Origin of the sequence: Lacrimispora sp. (assembly GCF_031982545.1) — a bacterium.
GTDB lineage: Bacteria > Bacillota > Clostridia > Lachnospirales > Lachnospiraceae > Lacrimispora.
Map to the genome: position 1 here is coordinate 1 of NZ_DALYXB010000001.1, position 22,052 is coordinate 22,052.

The 22,052-nt window shown below is 42.8% G+C and carries 21 protein-coding genes; 3 read left to right on the forward strand and 18 right to left on the reverse strand.

What is annotated here, in order from left to right; all coding sequences use genetic code 11:
* Window positions 1–100: 100 nt before the first annotated feature.
* The 3 genes from rplT to infC are packed head-to-tail and all read right to left on the reverse strand — an operon-like array spanning window position 101 to window position 1,206.
* Window positions 101–457 carry a 50S ribosomal protein L20 gene (gene rplT, locus ABS301_RS00005; RefSeq protein WP_349670242.1) on the reverse strand — a complete coding sequence of 119 codons (357 nt, stop codon included), beginning with the start codon at window positions 455–457 and terminating at the stop codon, window positions 101–103.
* Window positions 458–486: 29 nt separating this feature from the next.
* The gene (gene rpmI, locus ABS301_RS00010; RefSeq protein ID WP_013272956.1) at window positions 487–684 is read right to left on the reverse strand and encodes a 50S ribosomal protein L35; all 198 of its coding nucleotides are present in this window, start codon (window positions 682–684) and stop codon (window positions 487–489) included.
* 27 nt (window positions 685–711) lie between these two features.
* Window positions 712–1,206 (reverse strand): translation initiation factor IF-3, encoded by a 495-nt coding sequence (infC, locus tag ABS301_RS00015; protein WP_104439347.1) that lies wholly within the window; start codon window positions 1,204–1,206, stop codon window positions 712–714.
* 401 nt (window positions 1,207–1,607) lie between these two features.
* On the opposite strand from infC, the gene ABS301_RS00020 reads away from it, so the two are divergent.
* Window positions 1,608–2,021 (forward strand): EamA family transporter, encoded by a 414-nt coding sequence (locus tag ABS301_RS00020; RefSeq protein ID WP_170821278.1) that lies wholly within the window; start codon window positions 1,608–1,610, stop codon window positions 2,019–2,021.
* A gap of 64 nt (window positions 2,022–2,085) precedes the next feature.
* Here ABS301_RS00020 and ABS301_RS00025 read toward each other — a convergent pair whose 3' ends face one another.
* The 10 genes from ABS301_RS00025 to garD form a co-directional block, all read right to left on the reverse strand.
* Complete coding sequence (locus ABS301_RS00025) at window positions 2,086–2,400, reverse strand: DUF1540 domain-containing protein (RefSeq protein ID WP_349670243.1); 315 nt, start codon at window positions 2,398–2,400, stop codon at window positions 2,086–2,088.
* Window positions 2,401–2,511: 111 nt separating this feature from the next.
* Entirely contained in the window at window positions 2,512–4,473 is a 1,962-nt protein-coding gene (gene thrS / locus ABS301_RS00030; RefSeq protein ID WP_349670244.1) for a threonine--tRNA ligase, read from the reverse strand.
* Between the two features lie 362 nt (window positions 4,474–4,835).
* Entirely contained in the window at window positions 4,836–5,747 is a 912-nt protein-coding gene (locus tag ABS301_RS00035; protein WP_349670245.1) for an AEC family transporter, read from the reverse strand.
* Window positions 5,748–5,819: 72 nt separating this feature from the next.
* Entirely contained in the window at window positions 5,820–6,890 is a 1,071-nt protein-coding gene (locus ABS301_RS00040; protein ID WP_349670246.1) for a branched-chain amino acid aminotransferase, read from the reverse strand.
* Window positions 6,891–6,991: 101 nt separating this feature from the next.
* Window positions 6,992–7,903 carry an acetamidase/formamidase family protein gene (locus ABS301_RS00045; RefSeq protein ID WP_349670247.1) on the reverse strand — a complete coding sequence of 304 codons (912 nt, stop codon included), beginning with the start codon at window positions 7,901–7,903 and terminating at the stop codon, window positions 6,992–6,994.
* Window position 7,904: 1 nt separating this feature from the next.
* On the reverse strand, window positions 7,905–9,281 hold the full coding sequence (locus ABS301_RS00050) for an MATE family efflux transporter (protein WP_349670248.1): 1,377 nt from the start codon (window positions 9,279–9,281) through the stop codon (window positions 7,905–7,907).
* Window positions 9,282–9,650: 369 nt separating this feature from the next.
* Window positions 9,651–11,078 carry an aldehyde dehydrogenase gene (locus ABS301_RS00055; RefSeq protein ID WP_349670882.1) on the reverse strand — a complete coding sequence of 476 codons (1,428 nt, stop codon included), beginning with the start codon at window positions 11,076–11,078 and terminating at the stop codon, window positions 9,651–9,653.
* Window positions 11,079–11,260: 182 nt separating this feature from the next.
* Window positions 11,261–12,409: a lactaldehyde reductase gene (gene fucO, locus ABS301_RS00060; protein ID WP_349670249.1), complete on the reverse strand. Its 1,149-nt coding sequence runs from the start codon at window positions 12,407–12,409 to the stop codon at window positions 11,261–11,263.
* A 162-nt stretch (window positions 12,410–12,571) separates the two neighbouring features.
* Entirely contained in the window at window positions 12,572–13,141 is a 570-nt protein-coding gene (locus ABS301_RS00065) for a TetR/AcrR family transcriptional regulator C-terminal domain-containing protein (protein WP_349670250.1), read from the reverse strand.
* An 80-nt stretch (window positions 13,142–13,221) separates the two neighbouring features.
* The gene (gene garD, locus ABS301_RS00070; protein WP_349670251.1) at window positions 13,222–14,739 is read right to left on the reverse strand and encodes a galactarate dehydratase; all 1,518 of its coding nucleotides are present in this window, start codon (window positions 14,737–14,739) and stop codon (window positions 13,222–13,224) included.
* 195 nt (window positions 14,740–14,934) lie between these two features.
* On the opposite strand from garD, the gene ABS301_RS00075 reads away from it, so the two are divergent.
* A complete protein-coding gene (locus tag ABS301_RS00075; protein ID WP_349670252.1) occupies window positions 14,935–15,840 on the forward strand; it encodes a LysR family transcriptional regulator in 906 nt (301 codons plus the stop codon).
* On the opposite strand, the gene ABS301_RS00080 is transcribed toward ABS301_RS00075, so the two are convergent.
* Window positions 15,837–16,271: a PPC domain-containing DNA-binding protein gene (locus ABS301_RS00080; RefSeq protein ID WP_349670253.1), complete on the reverse strand. Its 435-nt coding sequence runs from the start codon at window positions 16,269–16,271 to the stop codon at window positions 15,837–15,839. The two genes, ABS301_RS00075 and ABS301_RS00080, sit on opposite strands and share 4 nt — an antisense overlap.
* Window positions 16,272–16,277: 6 nt before the next feature.
* Complete coding sequence (locus tag ABS301_RS00085; RefSeq protein WP_349670254.1) at window positions 16,278–16,982, reverse strand: YoaK family protein; 705 nt, start codon at window positions 16,980–16,982, stop codon at window positions 16,278–16,280.
* Between the two features lie 189 nt (window positions 16,983–17,171).
* Between ABS301_RS00085 and ABS301_RS00090 the strand changes: the two genes are divergently transcribed.
* Entirely contained in the window at window positions 17,172–18,584 is a 1,413-nt protein-coding gene (locus tag ABS301_RS00090) for an MATE family efflux transporter (RefSeq protein ID WP_349670255.1), read from the forward strand.
* 60 nt (window positions 18,585–18,644) lie between these two features.
* Here ABS301_RS00090 and nrdG read toward each other — a convergent pair whose 3' ends face one another.
* The 3 genes from nrdG to ABS301_RS00105 all read right to left on the reverse strand — a co-directional run bounded on the left by nrdG (window position 18,645) and on the right by ABS301_RS00105 (window position 22,039).
* Window positions 18,645–19,163 carry an anaerobic ribonucleoside-triphosphate reductase activating protein gene (nrdG, locus tag ABS301_RS00095; protein ID WP_349670256.1) on the reverse strand — a complete coding sequence of 173 codons (519 nt, stop codon included), beginning with the start codon at window positions 19,161–19,163 and terminating at the stop codon, window positions 18,645–18,647.
* Window positions 19,164–19,172: 9 nt separating this feature from the next.
* Window positions 19,173–21,302: an anaerobic ribonucleoside-triphosphate reductase gene (gene nrdD, locus ABS301_RS00100; RefSeq protein WP_349670257.1), complete on the reverse strand. Its 2,130-nt coding sequence runs from the start codon at window positions 21,300–21,302 to the stop codon at window positions 19,173–19,175.
* Window positions 21,303–21,415: 113 nt separating this feature from the next.
* On the reverse strand, window positions 21,416–22,039 hold the full coding sequence (locus ABS301_RS00105; protein ID WP_349670258.1) for a flavodoxin family protein: 624 nt from the start codon (window positions 22,037–22,039) through the stop codon (window positions 21,416–21,418).
* Between the last annotated feature and the right edge of the window lie 13 nt (window positions 22,040–22,052).

Below are 22,052 nucleotides of genomic sequence, written 5' to 3' on the forward strand. Positions count from 1 at the left end.
AAAAGAATGTTGGTAGTGTGCTTTTCAAGCACACCCCAACATTCAGTATAGAACCAAAAAAACCCCGTAAACACGAGGTTTCCGAGGTTTGAATATGCGATTAAGCTACTTTGGATTTTGCAAGCTCAGCTAATTTTGCGAAGCCAGCTGCATCATTAACAGCCATGTCAGCTAATACTTTTCTATTTAAATCAACGCCAGCTAACTTTAATCCATGCATAAATACGCTGTAGGATACGCCGTTAATACGTGCTGCTGCATTGATACGAGCAATCCATAACTGTCTGAACTGTCTCTTTCTTTCTTTTCTGCCTGCATAAGAACTTGTTAAAGCTCTCATTACGGACTGCTTTGCTACTCTATACTGTTTGGAACGAGCGCCTCTATAGCCTTTAGCCATTTTTAACACTCTGTTATGTCTTTTCTTAGCGTTCATACCGCCTTTAATTCTTGCCATCGGTCTTTCCTCCTTCTCAACTTAGAATTCTATAAATATGGTAAAATCTTTTTCATTACTTTTGCATTGGTTGCATCAGTAACAATATCTTTTCTAAGATTTCTTTTTCTCTTAGTAGATTTCTTAGTTAAGATGTGAGATTTGTAAGCTTTATTTCTTACAAGCTTTCCTGTACCTGTAACTTTGAAACGTTTTGCAGCTGATTTGCTTGTTTTTAATTTAGGCATTGTATTTTCCTCCTTGATAATGTTCTTTTAGCGTTTTGCGGTTAAAAACATAACCATGCTTCTTCCTTCCACTTTCGATGGTTTGTCAATTGTGGCGATATCGGATAACTTTTCAGCGAAATCCTCTAAAATATATCTGGACTTTGACATATGCGCCATCTCACGACCTCTGAAACGTAAGGTTACCTTTACTTTATCTCCTTTTTCGAGGAACTTCCTTGCGGCGCCCATCTTTGTATTCAAATCATTCGTATCAATGTTGGGAGATAAGCGAACTTCTTTTATTTCGATTACCTTCTGTTTCTTTTTAGCTTCTTTTTCTTTTCTTGCCAGCTCATAACGATACTTACCGTAATCGATGATCTTGCAAACCGGTGGTTTCGCGGTAGGAGCAATTTTAACCAAATCAAGCTCTGCTTCTTTAGCCATCTGCATGGCATCTTTGGTTAACATAACCCCAAGCTTTTCTCCGTTTTCACCAATCAACAGAATTTCTTTATCTCTGATCTGTTCATTAATCATTAAATCGCTAATTGTCGTGCACCTCCATTATATTGTGTGTATTGGTCGGAATTACATTGCTGCCTTTAGGCATAAAAAAAAGTAGATAGACAAACGCTATCCACCACCAAAGTCTCTACACAGTACACCTATGTATCAAAGGCTATGAACCAGGGACACTTACTCGTGCCGTGGTGAGGCGGATACCTACTTTCCTGTCTGTTGCTTTCACAACTTATATTATAATACTACACAATTTGTGATATGTCAATGTTTTTTCATTTTAATTTGCCGCCAGAATATATGCCTTCCGTCTGTGTCCTTTTTTATTACCATATAAAGCAAAATGCCAGTTGCGAATCACTCAAATCAGAGATACAATTTAGTTATAAAAAACAAAATTGCCCAAGGAGGTATTTATTATGTGGTTTGTCTTCGCACTGCTCTCTTCTATCTTTGCTGCATTTACTTCCATACTGGCAAAGCTTGGAATGGAAGGAGTTAATTCCAATCTTGCCACTGCCATACGCACTGTGGTTGTGGTTCTTTTGGCGTGGTTCATTGTCTTTATAACAGGCTCCCAGGATGGAATCCGACAGATCAGTTCAAAAGGCTGGCTTTTTCTTATTCTTTCTGGATGCGCTACCGGAATTTCCTGGCTCTGCTATTACAGGGCACTGCAGCTTGGAGAAGCATCAAGGGTTGTACCCGTGGATAAGTTCAGCATTGTATTCACTATCATTCTGGCGTTTCTCATCCTCCACGAACAGATTGTATGGAAAAAGCTGATTGGTATCTTACTGATTACGGCTGGCACGTTTTTTATGATATTATAATTAATATAGAAGAAAGACAAAGACCTGCCACATTCCTGTCAGCCAGTCTTTGTCTTTTTTACTCTTATCTTGTCTTAAATGTAGCGCATTCCGTATGCTCTGAAGATCTGGCACCATCACCAGCTATGCCAATATGCTCAGCGGAACAGTGACGTCCTTCATTGTACATACAGTTAACTGCTTCACAGTCCACTTCCAGTCTGCTCTCTGGAGTTTTGAATAAGTTGTGGAAAGAACCGTCTCTGTTCTCATCAAAGCTGCCGCAGCAGGTATCAACGGTATCCTTAGCCTGAGAACCTTCCACGATAATTGCAGATTTACAACAGTAATTATCAGAATTGTGCAGGCAACTGGTTACATTACAGTCCAATTTTGTCATATTTATTTCCTCCTGGAATACTTATTGAGATTTTCTTTCAAGAGGTATTATGCGCTGTGGGAGAGGAAAATATTCTCAAAGATAGTTCCTCTCCCACAGAATGGTAAATTATTATTTGGATTCTTCTGTTACATTGATTTTCTTAATTTCTTTTGTACGGATCTCCTTGCAGATATCATCAATAAAGTCTGCAATGGGGCGCTGTCCTTCGTCTCCGTTAAAGCGGCTGCGGACAGAAACAACACCGTCTTCCTCTTCTTTTTGTCCCACAACCAGCATATACGGCAGTTTGGAAAGGCGTGCTTCGCGGATCTTATAGCCGATTTTTTCAGAACGCTCATCGACTGTGGCAAGAATTCCGTTTGCTTTCAGCTGATCCGCCACTTTTGCTGCATACTCATGATACTTCTCGGAAATAGGAAGTACACGAACCTGCTCCGGACATAACCAGGTTGGGAACGCACCTTCGTACTTTTCAATCAGCCATGCAAGAGTTCTTTCATAGCAGCCAATGGAAGTTCTGTGAATAATATAAGGACGTTTCTTAGTTCCATCTTTATCTACGAAGCTCATATCGAAACGCTCTGCCAGGAACATATCCAGCTGAATGGTGATCATCGTATCTTCCTTGCCATATACATTCTTCGCCTGGATATCCAGCTTCGGACCATAGAATGCTGCTTCTCCCACTGCTTCTGTATACTCGATTCCAATATGATCCAGAATCTTACGCATCATGTCCTGTACTTCATCCCACATCTCAGGATTTCCAAGATAGTGGCTGGCATTGTCAGGATCCCACTTGGACATACGGTAAGTTACATCACCTTCCAGACCAAGAGTTGTTAAGCAGTATTTTGCAAGATCCACACAGCCTTTAAACTCATCCTCAATCTGGTCAGGACGAACAATTAAATGGCCCTCGGAAATCGTAAACTGACGAACACGTGTAAGTCCGTGCATCTCTCCGGAATCTTCATTTCTAAACAGAGTGGAGGTTTCACCATATCTGCATGGAAGATCGCGGTAAGATTTCTGGCTCTGTTTATACACATAATACTGGAACGGACATGTCATGGGACGAAGAGCAAATACCTCATCATCCTTTTCCTCATCACCAAGAATGAACATGCCTTCTTTGTAATGATCCCAGTGATCAGAGATAATATATAAATCACGCTTTGCCATAAGAGGTGTCTTGGTTCTCATGTAACCACGTCTTTCCTCTTCATCTTCGATCCATCTTTGCATTGTCTGGACGATTTTGGCACCCTTTGGCATTAAAAGAGGAAGGCCCTGGCCGATTACATCTACAGTGGCAAATAATTCCATGTCACGGCCAAGTTTGTTATGATCACGGTTTTTGATATTTGCTAAATATTCCAGATATTCGTTTAATTCGTCTTTCTTTGAGAAAGCTGTTCCGTAAATACGGGCAAGCATTGCGTTCTTCTCGCTTCCTCTCCAGTAAGCACCAGAGGATGAAGTCAGCTTAAATGCTTTAATGGACTTTGTGCTCATCAGATGAGGGCCTGCGCAAAGATCGGTAAAATCTCCCTGCTTATAAAATGAGATCTCCTCTCCTTCCGGAAGATCTAAAATCAGCTCTACCTTGTAAGGCTCACCCTTTTCTTCCATAAATTTAACTGCTTCTTCTCTTGGAAGGGTAAAACGCTCAATCCCTTCTCCTTCTTTGATGATCTTTTTCATCTCTGCTTCGATTTTATCTAAATCTTCTCTGGAGAAAGAAGGATTTTCAAAATCATAGTAAAATCCGTTCTCGATGGAAGGTCCGATGGCAAGTTTGGCCTGTGGATAAAGTCTCTTCACTGCCTGAGCCAGGATATGGCTGGTTGTATGACGGTACGCTGCAAGCCCTGCAGGATCGCTGACTGTTAAAATGCTTAAACTGCAGTCCTTATCCACGGTAGTCCGTAAATCCACAACCTCTCCATCTATCTCGCCTGCACAGGCATTTCTTGCAAGTCCTTCGCTGATATCAGAAGCGATATCAATGACTGACATTGCATGATCGTACTCTTTGACTGAACCATCTTTTAACGTAATCTTCATTGTTCTAATCTCCTTTACCAATTATTGAAATCATGGATCAAATAAAAAAAGCCCCTTTCCATATGTTTCCATACAGAAAGGGACGATTCTAACATAATAAATCGCGGTTCCACCCTACTTGAAAGAATGATTCACTCATTCAAACCACTTATACTGATGATAACGGAATCACCGTTCCCGATTAAGGGACGCTCCAAGCTGGTCTTCTCCTTGATATTCCGGCAAGGCACTTTCACCGTATGCGCCTCTCTCTGAGCTCTCCTGTCAGGATACTGGTCTTGTCACCGCTTTCTCTTATTTGCATTTCTATGCCTAAATTATAGCACTCAAAAACGTTTTGTCAAGCGTCATGAAATATTTTCTTACAAAAGGATCAGAAGCGCCGCCGTAATTGCCACAATACTGATTATAATGGAAAGAGAATTAACGGCACTTGCCATCTCAATATCACCTTTCAGTTCTGCGGTGAATGCCGGCGATATGCCTGCAACCGGACCAAGTGCTACGATGGCAAGTGTCTGACGAATCTCCAGATTAAAAGGAGCAAAAAAATAAAAGCCAACAGCCATTGTGATTGCAATGGCATACCTCATTCCAAGTATTTCAATGATTCTTTTAATTTTTTCTTTATCCATACGGATTTCAAATCCAATGCCAAGCATTAGCAGAGCCAGAAATGCATTGGCTGCTCCTGCAGTATCCGCAAAGCTGACTATCATACCGGGAAGCTTAATCTTTAGAAGACCTAAAACAGTCATGATCATATAACAATCAAATGGTACCGAGGAAAAAAGCTTTTTCATGACCTTGCCAAAAGAGGGCTGTTCTTCTGCTCCTGCTGCCATACTTGCAAGAGAATAGGTCAGTCCTGTACACATGATGGAATTTCCTGCATCAAAAAGACTGGTTGCCGCAAAGCCTACAGGGCTTAAAAAGCTTTGTACAAAGGGCATGGTAAAGTTACCAACATTATAGCCGGACATATTCAGCATGGCGAATGCTTTGCTGTCTCCGGATCGGGAAATATTGGATAGATATCCTATTCCGATTGTTACAAAATTACATAAAAGGCCGATCACACACATGCCTAGGAGAGAACGCTCCATGGTGATCTTACTGAAATTGGAAACGATGGCCGCCGGAAGCGTGATTTTAATCACCACTCGGGAAATCAGATAGAAATCTTTCGCCTGAAAAAAACCTGCCCGTTTTAGTAAGTAGCCCATTAAAATTATTGCCACAAAGGCTGTTGCCCTCATTAGTACTGCTGTCATAAATACTCCTTTTTGTCTCCAGGCAAAACTTCCGGCGGTGCTTGCAAGCCCCGCCGGTCATTCTTTTATCTATTATTTTACCTCTACGCTCCAGCCTTCTGGTCCCGTTAACCGGCCAAGCTGGATACCGGTAATGGTATCGTAGCATCTCTGGGTGAGTTCTCCGATCCTTCCTCCCCCGATTGACATTCTCTCATCTTCCAGCCGCAGCTCGCCAACTGGTGAAACAACTGCCGCCGTACCGGTTCCAAAGCACTCTTCCATCTCTCCGGATCTGGCTGCCGCCACGATTTCGTCTACAGAAATCTTACGTTCTTCAACCTTAATACCCCATTCTCTGCACAGGGATAAAACGGAATCTCTTGTAACGCCGGGAAGAATGCTGCCGTTAAGCTCTGGAGTAATAACAACACCGTTGATTTTGAAGAAAATATTCATGGCGCCCACTTCTTCAATGTATTTGCGATGCACACCGTCAAGCCACAGTACCTGGGAGTATCCTTCTTCATGGGCCTTCACCTGCGCAGCCAGGGAAGCAACATAGTTTCCGCCGGTCTTTGCTTCACCGATTCCGCCTTTTACCGCTCTTACATAATCATCTTCAATCCAGATTTTGACCGGATCCAGTCCACTGGCGTAATAAGCACCTACCGGAGACAGAATTATCATGAACTTATAAGTATTAGAAGGTCTCACTCCAAGAAACGGATCAGTGGCAATCACAAAGGGTCTGATATAAAGAGAAGTTCCAGGCTTTGTGGGAATCCAGTCCTGATCTACGCTTACAACTGTCTTTAATGCCTCTAAAAAGAGTTCTTCCGGAATCTCAGGAATACAGAGTCTGTCATTGCTTCTGTTTGCTCTCTCAATATTCTTGTCAGGACGGAATAACAGGATCTTTCCCTCTTCTGTTTTATACGCCTTTAATCCTTCAAACATCTCCTGACCGTAATGGAATACCATGGAGGAGGGCTCCAGTTCCAGTTTGTGGTAAGGCACAACTCTTGGATCGTACCAGCCTTTTCCTTCCTCGTAATCCACCTCAAACATATGATCCGTAAATATGGTACCAAATGTCAAAGGATTTTCTTTGCCTGGTTTTTCTTTCGGGCAAGCGGTTCTCTCAATTCTTATAGTCTGCATGTTATACTCTTCCTTTCCCATACCGGCATATCGTCAGCTTTTATAATTTGTTTATCATTATCTTCCAAAAGACTGCTGATGTCAAGAATTTTCAGCCTGTTTTAGTCTACCGAAATGGAATCAAATCCATAACTGCTGGTTATATAACGGGGGAATTCCATTCTTACCGTCTTCATAGGGTTCACAGTCTGACAGATCACTAAGTCTCCTGCCAGAGTCAGAAGCATTCCGGCATCGTTGTCATCAAGGCCAATCGTTTCTTTCAGGAAGCCATACATCTGTCTGACCGCTTTTCTCCATGCGGCCTCAACGTCTTCTGCCGAAGCAATGGTAATCAGCTTTTCACCGGTCTCAATCATAGGATATGGTACGCAATTTCTGTTTTTCACAACATCAACCCGCAGAACCGCCTTTCCTTCTATCTCCAGACCGCAGTCTTCCACCTCACCGTCACCCATAATAGCATGAAAATCGCCCAGGGATAAAAGAGCTCCCTCTGTAAAAACCGGAAGGTAAAGAGTGACTCCCTTTCTGATCTGTGTACAGTCCATATTGCCGCCATGATCCATGGGAGTAATGGTGGAGACCCCGTCTCCGCCTGGAGCCACACCAATCACTCCGATCATTGGTGTTATGGGCAGTTTCAGATGTTCACTGTAATGGGCAAACCCGTCAATCACAGGAATCCGCTTCAAAATCTTATGTGAAAAAAATTCTCTTTCACTGCCGCTTCCCGGTCCCAGCATAACAACTCCCTCAGGTCCCAATACGATATCCAGAATATCGATCTTTAACATGTCTCCAGGCATGGCACCTTCTATAAAAAGTGGTCCTGTTGCCGGATTTCCAGGCTTACGGACAACATTTTCAAAAGTAGCTTCTTCTGGAAGGAACTGATTGGTAAAGCAGTCATATGTCTCAAATGCAACCGTCTCTCCTGCCCTGATTCGTCCGCAGGGAGGATTGTCTCTTGACAGTATGTGGGTAATATAATTTCTGGTTATAGTTTTCATCTTACCCTTCCTTTCCGGGGTTTGTCTTTTGACTAAGTTCCGGCCATACCGTAACCAGCATGGTGATAAAACAGGCGCCTCCCCCGATTAAATTGGAAATTGGCTCTGCCATAAGAACTCCACTTGCTCCATTTCCCATAATAACAGGAAGAATCAGGATTAGAGGAATCACAATTACAACTTTTCTGAAAATGGAAAAAAACACGGCCCGCCTGGCCTTACCGAGCGCTACAAAAACAGACTGACCGGCAAACTGAAGCGACATGAGGAAGAAGCCAAAATAATAGATCCTCATAGAAGGAATTCCTGCTTTCAAAAGTTCCCCATCCTGATTGAATATCCGAATGAAAAACTCCGGAAAGATATGGACAAACCCCCACATGACAGTTGTATATATAATAGCTACAGCTGATGTGAATTTAACAGCCTGCTTCACCCGTTTGTATTCACCGGCGCCGTAATTATAGCCCATTACCGGCTGAGAGCCATTGGTCAGTCCATTGACTGGCATGGATATTACTTCCCTGACAGAATTAATGACTGTCATAATTCCTACATACAAATCTCCTCCATAGCGTTGAAGAGATGAATTGTACATGATCTGAACCAGGCTGTTGGTTATGGACATGGTAAAACCAGACATACCAAGAGCCGTAATCGCCTGAACCCGGTGTTTTTTTAAGCGGAGAGCGGAAAACTTCAGCCGCAGTATGGTCTTTTTTCCTGTTAAAAAGAGCACAATCCAGAGTGCTGAGAGAAACTGGGATATAATTGTCGCAAGGGCAGCTCCCCTTACCCCCATATCCAGGGCAAAAATAAAGATGGGATCCAGCACAATATTAGCTGCTGCCCCAACCAGAACTGTTATCATTCCTATGGTTCCAAACCCCTGAGAATTGATAAAGCTGTTCATCCCAAGTCCGATCATAACAAAAATATTACCAAGAAGGTATAGACTGATATACTGATCGGCAAAAGGGTAAGTTTTATCGCTGGCACCAAACAGATACAGCATGGGCTTTTTAAAAACCAGTCCCAAAGCGGTTAGAATAATACCGGATATCACAAGTAGAATAAAGGAATTACCCATGATTTTTTCCGCTTCTTCGTTATTGCCCCTGCCTCTTTCAATGGAGCACAGAGGAGCCCCTCCCATTCCAAATAAATTAGCGAAGGCGATCACCATGGAAATTATGGGAAGACAGAGCCCAAGTCCCGTTAATGCCAGTGTAGCATCTTCTGCAATTCTACCTATGTAAATTCTGTCTACGATATTATAAAGAACATTAATCAGCTGGGCAAATGTCATGGGTACTGCCAGTTTCATTACATTTTCAACGATACTGCCTTTTGAGAAGTCATTTTTCGTGTCTGCCATCTGCTCACCCCCTTTGTGATAGATTATGCTTTTTTTAGCACTTTTTTAATCATAGCATGATTACTCTGATTTTGCATCCTGTTTTTAAATCTCCTCACAGGTTCTATTGTTTCTGCCATTCATGTGCAAACAAAACGAGGGTACCACAAAATCACTAATATATAGTGATGGTGTGACGCCCTCTTCTCATATAAGTAATTCTCATGAGTGCAAGCGGCTGGACGAGCTGATAGACCAGGTCTTCACAGGCCCCCGCTAAATGCCCTGTTTAATACTCTAATTCATTCAAATGATCCGCAATGTCCATGGCAAAATATTGGTCATACTCTGACTTGCTAATTTTTCACCTGTAATTCCTACAATATAAATTTACTTTAAAATCTTCCTGATCAGATTCAGCTTGTTATGATAGGGCGGAAAGGTAAGTCCAGTTTCCAGACGATCACTCTTTCTCATAATACTTTTTGCATGGGTAAATAAATCAAAGCTGTATTTGCCGTGGTAAGCACCCATTCCAGAGTTTCCAACCCCTCCAAAAGGAAGGTTATAATTTGCAATATGTGAAATGGTATCATTGACGCATCCTCCTCCAAAGGAAACCTGGGTAAATACCTTCTTTTCCACGCCTTTATCCCTGGTAAAGAGATAAAGAGCCAGGGGTTTTTGATGGTCCTGTACCATACGTATGGCTTCAGCCAGGGACTGATAAGTCATAATGGGTAGAATTGGCCCGAAAAGTTCATCCTGCATGGCTGCGCAATCCCAGGAAATTGCTTCTGTCAATGTGGGTTCTATAAACAGCAGTTCCTTCCTACACTCTCCTCCGTACAGGATATGAGAGCGATCCTGCTTCAGAATGGCGGCAAGCCGATCGAACTGCCGATCGTTTACGATTCTTCCAAAATCCTTGCTTTCCATCGGAGCTTTTCCAAAGAACTTCATCAGCGCTGATTTCATTTTCTGAACTAATTCATCCCGTACCGATTCCTCAACCAAAACATAATCAGGAGCAATGCAGGTCTGACCTGCATTTAAAAACTTACCCCAAATAATCCGCTTGGCAGCCAGATCCAGATTTGCGGTCCGATCCACTATGGCTGGACTTTTGCCCCCCAATTCCAGTGTAACAGGAATCAGATTCTTTGCTGCTGCCTCCATTACAATTTTACCAACCCCAACACTGCCGGTAAAGAAGATATAGTCCATAGGGGCATGAATCAGTAAAGAAGTCTCTTCACGGTCACCCTGCACCACACTGATATATGACTTATGAAAGGTTTCTTTTATGAGACGATCCATCGCAGCTGAAAGGTGAGGGGTATTCTCTGATGGTTTTAAAATAACGCAATTCCCACCTGCAATGGCACCAATCATGGGTTCAATCAGCAGTTGGAACGGATAATTAAACGGTCCAATAATAAGAACAGTTCCATAAGGCTCTTTTATAATATAGCTTCTGGAAGGCTGAAGGTGGATGGGTGTTCTAACGGCTTCAGGCTTTGCCCATTTTCGCAGGTTACGGATGATATGCCTGATGCTTTGGTATACAAATCCTATTTCCGTAACATATGCTTCGAATTCACCTTTGCCTAAATCTTGATATAATGCTTCTTTTATCTCATCTTCATAGCGATGCAGCGCCAGATAAAGCTTTTCCAACTGTTTTACACGGAAGGAAATATTATGGGTATGCCCCTGTCGGTAAAAATCTTTTTGCGTTTTCAGCAGTGCCTGAACGCTTTTCGAATCAAATGTTTCCATATTAGTTCTCCTTTTTGAGGTAATCTGATCTATAATCCAGTATCAGTTAAAAACTGAACAATATGTATGTGATATCAAATCTGATTCTTTAAATAGTATCTTTATGCTTAGCTGATGTCAATAGCTTCCTTTTTCTATTTTCAAGTAAAAAAGTGGAGCCATTGCTCCAATAGATTGCTCATCTATTTTTGCAACAGCCCCAGAATAGATATTAAAATTTACATGAGGGATTGGTATAACCGGATAATATCTTCCAGACTGGCTTCTTTTGGATTACCAGGCGCACAGGCATCTGCTGCTGCAGATTCAGCCAGGAACTGAATATCTCCTTCTTTTGCAATGCTGGTTAAATCTGCGGGGATTCCTACATCCTCAGAAAGCTTTTTCACCGCTGCGACAGCTGCTTTTCTGTATTCTTCCGGACTCATGGATTCCGTTCCTTCCACTCCCATGGCTTTTGCTATATCACGATACTTCTCTCCCGTCGCTTCTGCATTAAACTCCATAATTGCAGGAAGGAGAATTGCATTGGCCACTCCATGAGGCGTATCATAGACGGCACCCAGTGCATGAGCCATAGAATGTACGATTCCAAGGCCGCAGTTTGAAAATCCCATACCTGTTATATATTGTCCCAAAGCCATACCTTCTCTGCCTTCCGGGGTATTGTCAACAGCGGCTCTTAAGCTTTTGCCAATCAGCTCCACCGCTTTTAAATTAAACATGTCCGTAATGGGATTGGCTCCTTTTGTGATATAACCTTCGATTGCATGGGTGAGTGCATCCATACCGGTAGCTGCAGTCAGGCCTTTTGGCATGCTGGCCATCATGTCCGGATCTACAATTGCAACAACAGGGATGTCATGAGGATCAACACATACAAATTTACGTTTTTTCTCCACATCAGTAATTACATAGTTGATGGTTACTTCTGCTGCCGTACCAGCTGTGGTGGGCACTGCAATAATCGGTACAGAAGGATTCTTTGTGGGTGCAACACCTTCTAAACTTCTTACATCTTCATATTCCGGATTTGCAATGATAATACCGATTGCCTTGGATGTATCCATGGAGGAGCCGCCGCCAATTGCAATAATATAATCAGCGCCGGATTTTTTGTATGCTTCTACTCCGGTCTGAACATTCTCAATTGTGGGATTTGGCTTGATATCAGAATAAATTTCATATTCCAGACCGTTTTCTTCCAGTATTTTTGTCACCTTTGATGTCACCTGGAATTTAATTAAATCAGGATCAGATGCGACAAATGCTTTTTTAAACCCTCTTTTTGCCACTTCACCAGGGATCTCGTGAATCGCACCTGCGCCGTGATAAGATGTTTCATTTAAAATAATTCTGTTTGCCATGGTAATCTCTCCTTTTCTTTTCTCCCATAGAAGGAAGTGTTTCATACTGTTATAATTTTAACAACCAGACCCCAAAAAATAAAGTTACAGTTTTATGCTTTTGTAACAAATGTTACATCAGCTTTAAACTGTAACTTCAATTATGTGCATAAGTACCATATTTTAAACCAGTCTGGCTTCTTCAAAAACTGCAAACAGTTTGGGAGGCATGGCCTCTACAAGACTTTTGGCCATCTCCGCCGGTGCCTGGGGCATTCCCGAAAGAACCCACTTAACAGTCATATACACAGATCCGCGGCAATACATCTCCAATAGAAATAAAATCTCATCCGATAAAGGCTCCTGCCTTCTATGGATCAGTAAATCCGTATAAAAACCCATGATCAGTTCAAAATCATGTTCCTTTAATGAATTATAATCATCGGAACGGAATGCACCGGTAAAGAAAACCGATTCCTTCTGAATAAACTGGAACTTCTCATTCAGGCTCTGGCAGACAGTCTTGTCCACTCCGATCTGGGCAAAGGATTCCAGCACCAGTTTGTCAAAATACCAGTTAATCAAATCATACTTATCTTTAAAGTTCCGATAGAATGTCTGCCTGGTCATCTGACAGCCGTCTACAATATTCTGAACCGTGATCTTATCCACCGGTCTGGTTTTCATGCAGTCTTTGATGGAATCAGCAAGCCGGTATTTTGTCTTCTCACTCTTGTTGGGATAATCAGCCATGTTCCGCTCCTGTCATGTATATTTGATTTCTATTTTAACACAGCAGGAGCTTTTTGTGAATATTGCTGATGAAAATCTTATCAGGTGATTGGAGCAGGATTAAAAATACACAAATCATTGTGGAGACGGTATTTTTCAGCCCAGGTCTGCTTACGGCCGCTGGCCACATCAACGATCTCATGAAACAGCTGGGTTCCAATTTCTTCAATGGTGGAATCTCCTGATGCAATGGTGCCTGCATTGATATCAATTAAATCCTGCCACTGGGCCTTCATATCATTTCTGGAGCAGACCTTGATAACAGGTGCAATCGCCAGACCGTAAGGAGTCCCTCTCCCCGTCATGAATACCTGGAGCCCGATTCCGCTTGCCAGCTGACAGGGACCGCAGACAATATCACTTGCCGGCGTTGCGGCATAGATTAACCCCTTTTTGCTGGGCTTCTCAGCAGGCGAAAGCACTTCCACAATGGGAGACGTTCCTGATTTTGCAATGGAGCCCATGGCTTTTTCCACGATATTTGCAAGCCCTCCCTTTTTATTTCCTGGAGTCGGATTTGCACTGCGGTCTACCTCACCCTCCTGGAGATAATGATCATACCATTTCATCTCACTGGCAAGCTTCTTTCCAACCTCTTCATTGATGCACCGCTCCGCTAATAAATAGACTCCGTCTCTTACCTCAGTCACTTCGGAAAACAAAACAGTTGCTCCGCCTTTCACCAGCATGTCAGAGGCATAGCCTGCTGCCGGATTGGCTGTAACACCGGAAAATGCATCGCTTCCGCCACACTGCATCCCAATGAGCAGGTCAGAAAGGGGAAGTGTCACCCGTTTTCTTTCATTTAAAATCTGAAGCTTTTTTTCTGCCATTTCCATCAGGGAAGTAATCATATCTTCAAAGCCCTCTTTTTCCTGAAGAATGATCACATTGTCCGGGTTAATATCAGCAGAATCGCAAAGCATCTCTACTGTAAACTTTTCACAGCCTAATGCTACCACCATCAGCTGTCCGCCAAAATTCGGGTGTTTGGATAAATTCCGAAGGGCGCGGATTGGAACCTTTGCCTCTGGCGCATTGATGGCAACTCCGCAGCCATAGGCATGATTGATGGGTACAATATCATCCACATTGGGATATTTGTGAAGAAGTTCCCGTTTCATACGCTCCACCGCTACGTTTAAAACACCGGTCACACACTGAACCGTTGTACTGATTCCCAGAATGTTACGGGTTCCTCCCGGACCTCCCCACGGATTTACATACCCTTCCCATGTGGTAACAGGCGGCTGGGGCAGATCTGTAACCACATTAGTTGAAAACACCATATGATCCACATCCGGCGGCTGGGGAAGCTCTAGCATATATTCATTAATCCAGTCTCCCTTTTTAATCGGCTCTGCTGCATAGCCTAACACCACACCGTAACGGATGACAGGCCCGCCCTTTTCAATGTCCAAAAGCGCAATCTTATGGGCCTGGGGAATCTCATGTCTGGCAACCACACCTGGCATAATCTCCTGGCCTGCTTTAATATCATCAACTGCAATCGCCACATTATCTTCTTCTTTCATTTTAACAAACAGCGGTTTACTCATTCCTTACTGATCCTTTCCATTGTAATATTACACAAAAAACAGGTTATTTCTGTATGTTTTTATTTTAATTACACAGGATTATTTTGTAAAATTAATAGTTTTAAGAATTCTCTAAATTTTTCTTTGAGTAATCGTTGTGCTTTTTGCGGAAATAGTCTATACTGACAATACAACATTGTTATAGGGGGTATATGCTTGGATACCAAACAGATTGAATATATATTAAAAATTGCAGAGGAAAACAACATCACGAAAGCGGCAGAAAAGCTTTTTCTCACCCAACCGGCACTAAACCAGCAGCTTCTTCGCCTGGAAAAAGAGCTGGGCACTCAGCTTTTTCACCGCTCACGAACCAATTGGCGGCCCACTCAGGCCGGAGAAATTTATCTTGAAAATGCCAGGAAAATGCTCCTGATTAAACAGGAGACCTACCGCATCATCGGCGATATGGTGTCAGATAAAGAGGGCACTCTCTCAGTAGGGCTGACACCAGGGAGAGGAATCGCCATGTTTTCCGCAGTGTATCCCAAATTTCATCAAAAGTTCCCCGGCATCCATATCATTCCTGTGGAACGCAGTGTGAAAAACCAGCAGGAGATGATTGTAAGAGGAGAACTGGATATTGGATTTCAGACATTATGTCCCAGCCAGAGAACCGGCGATGAATATATAGAATTGGGAAAAGAAGAAATTATTCTTGCTCTTCCCCAAAAACACCCCTTAAGCAGTCTGGAAGAAAACGGCGAAGAGGTTTATCCGGAACTGGATATCAAACTTCTGGCAGAAGCCCCCTTCGTTCTCATGTACCAGGAATCCACCATCCGTTATCTCATAGACCGGATCTTTCAGGAAGCAGGTTTTATCCCCAACGTATTGTTTGAGACTTCCAGCACCAGTGCAATTATCACCATGATTCAGGCCGGCCTTTGCTGCGGGCTGATTCCCATGTCCTATTTCCGGACGAAGCCGGAAGGAATTGCATGCTTTTCACTCCCCTCCCACCCCGTATGGGATGTAGTGGCTGCTTACCGGAAAAACAGCTACTTAACCAGGGCATCTAAGTATTTCATCCGATTGGCCGGGGAATACTGGGGTTATTAATCCTCATTCATAAATTCAAATAAATTTAATCCCACTGTCTCATCCGCTCTTCTTCCAACGCTTCCGGGAATTTCTGTAACGATAATTTCTCCAGTAGCGCTGATGACTGCACGTCCCAGATGACCGCTGTGGCATTCTCCATTGTGTGGATTACCAATCACCATATGAAGATGCAGATAAGGCTCTCCGTCTTTTTCCGTAATACTGCCCATAAGAGATGCAATCTCATAAAGTCCCTTGTACTCATGGCTGTAATACTGTTTCTTTTCCGTGTCATAAACTCCAAGCTGAATGGTGCCGGCTGCGCCCAGACCGGTAACCGATGCCAGCCCGATCCCTTCTTTTTTACAAAGCTGGGTCAGACTGGTCAAAATTTCTTCACCCGGATCCAGCCGAATTACAAATGTATGTTCAAATTTTCTATATTCCATATCTATTTACCTCCTGTCTGCTTCAACTGCTTCAACTGTTTCATGATTCTCTTTCACAAACATAATACCAAATGCAAAAACTAAAAGGATGCAGGAAAACCAAATGGTTTTTTCTGCAAATAAAGGTACCAGAAAACTACCCGCACCAGCTCCCACGGCAAAAAACAGGATCACACCATAATAACGGAGACATTTTTCAAGATTCTCCCTGTCTCTTGTCTGACGGTACCGGTAGAGCATCTCAGTTGCGCTTCTTAAATTACCAATACACATGGTACTGGCAAAGGCACTGCCCTTCATTTTTCGAAACGCCTCTACCTGCATGGCACAAACAAAGGATACCATGGCATTGGCTGCCAGATCCATGGAGTTTGGCAAAAATCCCACCAGAAGTAAAAGCACTACCTCCGCAACCACGACTATCTGCCGCCAGTGTATCCTCTTACTGTCTCTGTATTTTCCTCTGATCACCTCAGAAACATAGATTCCTGCAACAAACGCCAGTATTGGCATCAGATAGCGAAACGCTGTCCGCCAGCTTCCATTCATGATATTGTGGGCAAAAATAATAATATTGCCTGTCTGGGCATTGGCAAATACCTTTCCCCTGTAAAAGTAGGTATATGCATCCTGCAAGCCGCCGGACAACGTAAGTATAATTCCCGTTGACACAGCTTCCGACATCTGTCCTTCCAATTTATTCAGGAACATGTTCCATCACCTGCCTTTCCAAAGCTTACTATATCACATCTTTTTCTGCTTGAAAACAAAGAGCAGCCGAAAGTGAACAAAAAATCTGTAGTATTGGCTAAATATATCATAAAATTAGTAGATTTTATTTTTTCTTTGCCTTATGCTAATAGAGCGCGAAAAATGATTGAACAGAAGAGGAGATATACCATGTCAGAGAAAGCAACATTATCTGCTAAAGATGAAAAATTTCGTAATTTTGCACTTCATGCCAACATGTGGAGGGTGGTTCTCTATGTGGGAACACCGCTGGCCCTTTATCAAAGCTTAAACCAGCTTTTTAAAATATTTGATTCCATGATGGCTGCCCATATCGGCGCATCCTCCGTTTCCGCAGTCGCCTATCTTTCCCAAATCGGCTTAACACTATCTGCACTGGGCGGCGGTCTTGCAATCGGATCCAGTATAAAAATCAGTGAGGCTTACGGTGCAGGAGATTTTAACCTGGTAAAGAAACGAGTCAGCAGCCTGTTTGCCATGTGTGGCTTATTAGGAGCAGTCATTCTTCTTGTTTTAATGCCTGCTGCTCCCCAGTTTCTTAAACTTGCCAAAACACCTGAGAGCTTTATTACAGAAGGCATCCAGTACTTCCGCCTGGAGCTGATCGGTATGGTCATCAGCTTTTTTAACAACGTCTATATTGCCATTGAAAGAGCCAGAGGGAATTCCCGCAGAATCTTAAACTTAAATATGGGTGTCATTGTTATCAAACTTTCTTTAACCGCTTTTTTCGTTTATGTGATGGGAGGCGGAATCAATATGATCTCTGTTGCAACCATTATTTCCCAGATTTTTATCCTGGCAGCAGCTATTAAAAATTTAAACCAGAAAGACAATGCATTTGGCTTTTCCTTTCAAAGCATCCGTTTAAAATCTGCAGTGATTGTTCCCATGCTCACACTTTCCATACCGGTTATTATAGAGAAAATCGCCTTTTCACTTGGAAAGGTTGTTATTAATTCCATGAGCACGATTTACAGTGCACTGACTGTGGGAGCTCTTGGAATCTCCAATAACATCGGCGGAATAACCACCATGCCCCAAAACGGGTTTCAGGAGGGCGGTTCTGCCATTATCAGTCAGAACATGGGAGCTGGCAAGCCAGAACGTGCCCTGAAAGCATTTGGCTGTATTCTTGTAATTAATGTGGCTCTGGGAGCTTTCCTAATGTCATTATCCCTTATTTTTTTAGGGCAGATCAGCAGGCTTTTTGCAGGTGACAACAAAGAATTTGCAGATATGATTGCATCAATTTACCGGTTTGAAGCCTATGGAGCAATACCTCTGGGTATTAATGCATCCGTTCTTGCACTGCTGTACGGATTTGGCCGGACAAACATTACACTGGCCATTAATTTCTGCCGGGTATTTGTATTCCGCATTCCGGTTCTGTGGTATCTGCAGAACTTTACGAAAATGGGAAGTTCCAGCGTTGGTGTGGTTATGGCCGTCAGCAATATCTGCACCGGATTATTCGCTCTTATCATCGGCATCATCGAAATCCGAAGAGTCTGGCTGGAGTACAATCTTACCGGCAGTGTCCTCCAGCCAGAAGCGGACTGATAACTGTTAAAAACAGGGTGCATCCACTGTCCTCACGGCATCGGATGGCACCCTGTTTTTTTATTCCCACAATATGACTTCCTGATGAGCCAGTGAATCCGGAACCTTTATAATTCTCTGGTTAGAGGATCCTTTAAACCGAAGTTTCAAATCCTTTTTTTCTTCCACAAATTTACCGTCTACCAGTACATCCAGGCACTCTAATATTCGGCGGGTCTGTGGAAGATTTTTAACCATATCTCCCAAAATATCCGTCTCAAAATCATATCCTGTATAGCACCAGATAGTTTTATCGGGGAACCGTCGGCGTACTTCTTCTACCAGTTTAAGGACTTCTGTCTGATTTTCCGGATGCATGGGCTCCCCTCCCAAAAGGGTGAGCCCTGCTATATAGCTGTGATCTAAATTGCGGATAATCTGTTCTACGGTTTCTTTTGTATACTCTTTTCCATAGTGGAAATCCCATGCTTCTGCATTAAAGCAGCCCTTACAGTAATGAGTACACCCACTGACAAACAAGGACACTCTCACGCCAGGTCCATTGGCAACATCGGTGGGTTTTATTGTCGCATAGTACATGGCGGCCTCCTACAGATGCAGTACTCGGGATTTAATTTCTTTCGTCTTTCCTGTATTCCAGAAATTTTCTCCTAAATAACCGCAGGTTCTTCTTGTTACGTTCATGCGGTTTTTATCTTTATTATGGCACTGTGGGCATTCCCATTCCATATCATCATTAATAATAATTTCTCCGTCATAACCGCATGCCTGGCAATAGTCTGACTTGGTATTGAATTCAGCATACTGAATGTTATCATAGATAAACTTAACCACATCTTCCATAGCTTCTAAATTGTGACGCATGTTGGGAACTTCCACATAGGAAATAGCTCCGCCAGAAGAAATCTTCTGGAACTGGCTTTCAAAATTAAATTTCGTAAAGGCATCAATATGCTCTCTCACGTCTACATGATAGGAGTTAGTATAATAACCCTTATCCGTTACATCAGGAATACTGCCAAAGCGTTCTCTGTCAATCTTGGCAAAACGATAGCAAAGAGATTCTGCCGGAGTTCCGTAAAGACCGAAACCAAGACCAGTCTCCTCTTTCCATCTGTCAACCGTCTCACGCATATGGTTCATAATGCGAAGGGCAAACTCCTCACCCTCAGCTGTGGTGTGGCTGACCCCTTTCATAAGCCTTGTAGTCTCATACAAACCAATATATCCAAGAGAAATAGTGGAATACCCGCCCTGAAGCAGAGCGTCGATGGTCTCTCCCTTTTTCAGCCTTGCGATGGCTCCGTACTGCCAGTGAATCGGACTTACATCAGATACGGTTCCTTCCAGTGATTTGTGCCTGCACATCAGCGCTTCATAGCAAAGACTTAACCGCTCCTCTAAAAGGTTCCAGAAGGTTTCTTCATCTCCCTTTGCTATAATTCCAATCTGAGGAAGATTTAAGCTTACCACACCCTGATTAAATCTTCCTTCAAACTTATAGTTTCCGTTCTCATCCTTCCAGGTAGAAAGGAAGCTGCGGCAGCCCATACAGCTGAACACATTGCCTTCATAGTATTCCCGCATCTTCTTTGCGGAAATATAATCCGGATACATACGCTTGGAGGAACACTGAACTGCAAGCTTTGTGATATAATCATATCTTCCGCCCTTTAAGCAGTTGTTCTCATCAAGAACATAGATCAGCTTTGGAAATGCCGGCGTTACATAGACACCGGATTCATTCTTAATGCCTTCCAGTCTCTGGCGGAGAACTTCTTCCACTATCATGGCATTTTCATTAATATATTCATCCTGATCGTCCAGGCATAAAAACAGTGTTACAAAAGGTGCCTGTCCATTGGTGGTCATCAGAGTATTGATCTGATACTGAATGGTCTGAACACCCGACTTCAGTTCATCCCTTAAACGAATGGAAGCCATCTTCTCTATCATCTCTTCCGATACGGAATTACCAAATTCTTCTTTGATCTGTTTATGGAATTTATTACTGCTTTTCCGCAGATATTTTCCCAGGTGACGGATATCCACAGACTGACCTCCGTACTGATTGCTGGCAACAGCCGCAATAATCTGGGTCATGACGGTACAGGCCACCTGAAAGCTCTTGGGGCTTTCAATCATCTTTTCATTCATCACAGTGCCGTGGTCCAGCATATCACCAATGTTGATCAGACAGCAGTTAAAAATCGGCTGAACAAAATAATCGGCATCATGAAAGTGAATGGAGCCCTGTTCATGGGCAAGAGAAATCCGTTCCGGCAGAAGCATTCTCTTTGTTAAATCTCTGGATACTTCTCCTGCAATGTAATCTCTCTGAGTGGATGCAAGAATAGTATTCTTGTTGGAGTTTTCCTCAGCCAGTTCTTTATTCTCATTCTTAATCAGTTTTAAAATTGATTCATCCGTTGTATTGGCCTTACGTAACAATGCTCTTTGGTAACGGTAAATGATATACTTTTTAGATAATGTATATTTATTGTTGTTTACAAGACCGCTTTCGATCATGTCCTGAATGGTTTCCACATTCATCACATCTTCTGAACGGCTTTCCACATCATCTAAAATGGCATCTATCATGTCTTCGCCAGCCTGCTCAGCAAACTCCACCTCAGCATTCGCTTTGAGTATCGCCTTGATGATCTTATCTCTGTCATACTCCACAATTCTGCCGTCGCGCTTTTGTACTTTTATCATTCCTGTCACCCTAACCTATTCAATATTTTGTGTATTTTTATCTCTTCACACTACATATAGTGCTTTTTAATTATACACCACCCAGAAGAAATGTAAAGGAGATTTTTGGAATTTTAACGGATAAAATTAGTCCAGACCTTCTCCTCTTTCTCCGGAAGACTGATTCCTGCTGACTTTCCAGCCTCAAGGCATTTTAAAAGCCAAGCCATATTTTTTCCCAGTGTTCTCATTGTATAAAGACCTTCTAAATCCTGTTCCACTTCCTCAGGAGTTCTTCCATGTACCATATTCCAATAGGAAGAGGAAACCAAAGGCATCTGGGCAATGGTAAAATACTTATTTAAAGCATCAAGGGTTGCAGTCGTGCCCGCTCTTCTGGCAGAAGCAATGGCTGCTCCCGGCTTGTAAGCAAACTCCCTGCCCCCTGCATAAAAGAGACGGTCAAGGAAGGAGAAAAGAGCTCCATTGGCAGATGCGTAATAAACCGGTGAGCCCACGATAAGGCCATCTGCCTTCTTCATCTTTTCAATAAACTCATTGACCGGATCATCCTCAAATACACAGGCTCCAATTTTCATACATGTTCCGCATGCGATACAGCCGTGAATGGCTTTATTGCCCAAATGAACCAGTTCTGTGTGAATACCCTCTGCATGTAAAGCCCCTTCTACTTCAAGTAAGGCCCGATTGGTACAGCCCTCTTTATGAGGACTTCCATTTAACAGTAATACTTTCATGACTCACCCTGTC

Bases quoted from the DNA above. Each gene is read 5' to 3' on its own strand.
- fucO (WP_349670249.1), bottom strand. From the start codon at position 12,409: ATGGCAAACAGAATTATTTTAAATGAAACATCTTATCACGGCGCAGGT.
- ABS301_RS00080 (WP_349670253.1), bottom strand. From the start codon at position 16,271: ATGGAATATAGAAAATTTGAACATACATTTGTAATTCGGCTGGATCCG.
- ABS301_RS00045 (WP_349670247.1), bottom strand. From the start codon at position 7,903: ATGAAAACTATAACCAGAAATTATATTACCCACATACTGTCAAGAGAC.
- ABS301_RS00025 (WP_349670243.1), bottom strand. From the start codon at position 2,400: ATGACAAAATTGGACTGTAATGTAACCAGTTGCCTGCACAATTCTGAT.
- ABS301_RS00040 (WP_349670246.1), bottom strand. From the start codon at position 6,890: ATGCAGACTATAAGAATTGAGAGAACCGCTTGCCCGAAAGAAAAACCA.
- ABS301_RS00035 (WP_349670245.1), bottom strand. From the start codon at position 5,747: ATGACAGCAGTACTAATGAGGGCAACAGCCTTTGTGGCAATAATTTTA.
- ABS301_RS00050 (WP_349670248.1), bottom strand. From the start codon at position 9,281: ATGGCAGACACGAAAAATGACTTCTCAAAAGGCAGTATCGTTGAAAAT.
- ABS301_RS00065 (WP_349670250.1), bottom strand. From the start codon at position 13,141: ATGGCTGATTATCCCAACAAGAGTGAGAAGACAAAATACCGGCTTGCT.
- thrS (WP_349670244.1), bottom strand. From the start codon at position 4,473: ATGAAGATTACGTTAAAAGATGGTTCAGTCAAAGAGTACGATCATGCA.
- rplT (WP_349670242.1), bottom strand. From the start codon at position 457: ATGGCAAGAATTAAAGGCGGTATGAACGCTAAGAAAAGACATAACAGA.
- nrdD (WP_349670257.1), bottom strand. From the start codon at position 21,302: ATGATAAAAGTACAAAAGCGCGACGGCAGAATTGTGGAGTATGACAGA.
- rpmI (WP_013272956.1), bottom strand. From the start codon at position 684: ATGCCTAAATTAAAAACAAGCAAATCAGCTGCAAAACGTTTCAAAGTT.
- garD (WP_349670251.1), bottom strand. From the start codon at position 14,739: ATGAGTAAACCGCTGTTTGTTAAAATGAAAGAAGAAGATAATGTGGCG.
- ABS301_RS00090 (WP_349670255.1), top strand. From the start codon at position 17,172: ATGTCAGAGAAAGCAACATTATCTGCTAAAGATGAAAAATTTCGTAAT.
- infC (WP_104439347.1), bottom strand. From the start codon at position 1,206: ATGATTAATGAACAGATCAGAGATAAAGAAATTCTGTTGATTGGTGAA.
- nrdG (WP_349670256.1), bottom strand. From the start codon at position 19,163: ATGTACTATGCGACAATAAAACCCACCGATGTTGCCAATGGACCTGGC.
- ABS301_RS00085 (WP_349670254.1), bottom strand. From the start codon at position 16,982: ATGTTCCTGAATAAATTGGAAGGACAGATGTCGGAAGCTGTGTCAACG.
- ABS301_RS00020 (WP_170821278.1), top strand. From the start codon at position 1,608: ATGTGGTTTGTCTTCGCACTGCTCTCTTCTATCTTTGCTGCATTTACT.
- ABS301_RS00105 (WP_349670258.1), bottom strand. From the start codon at position 22,039: ATGAAAGTATTACTGTTAAATGGAAGTCCTCATAAAGAGGGCTGTACC.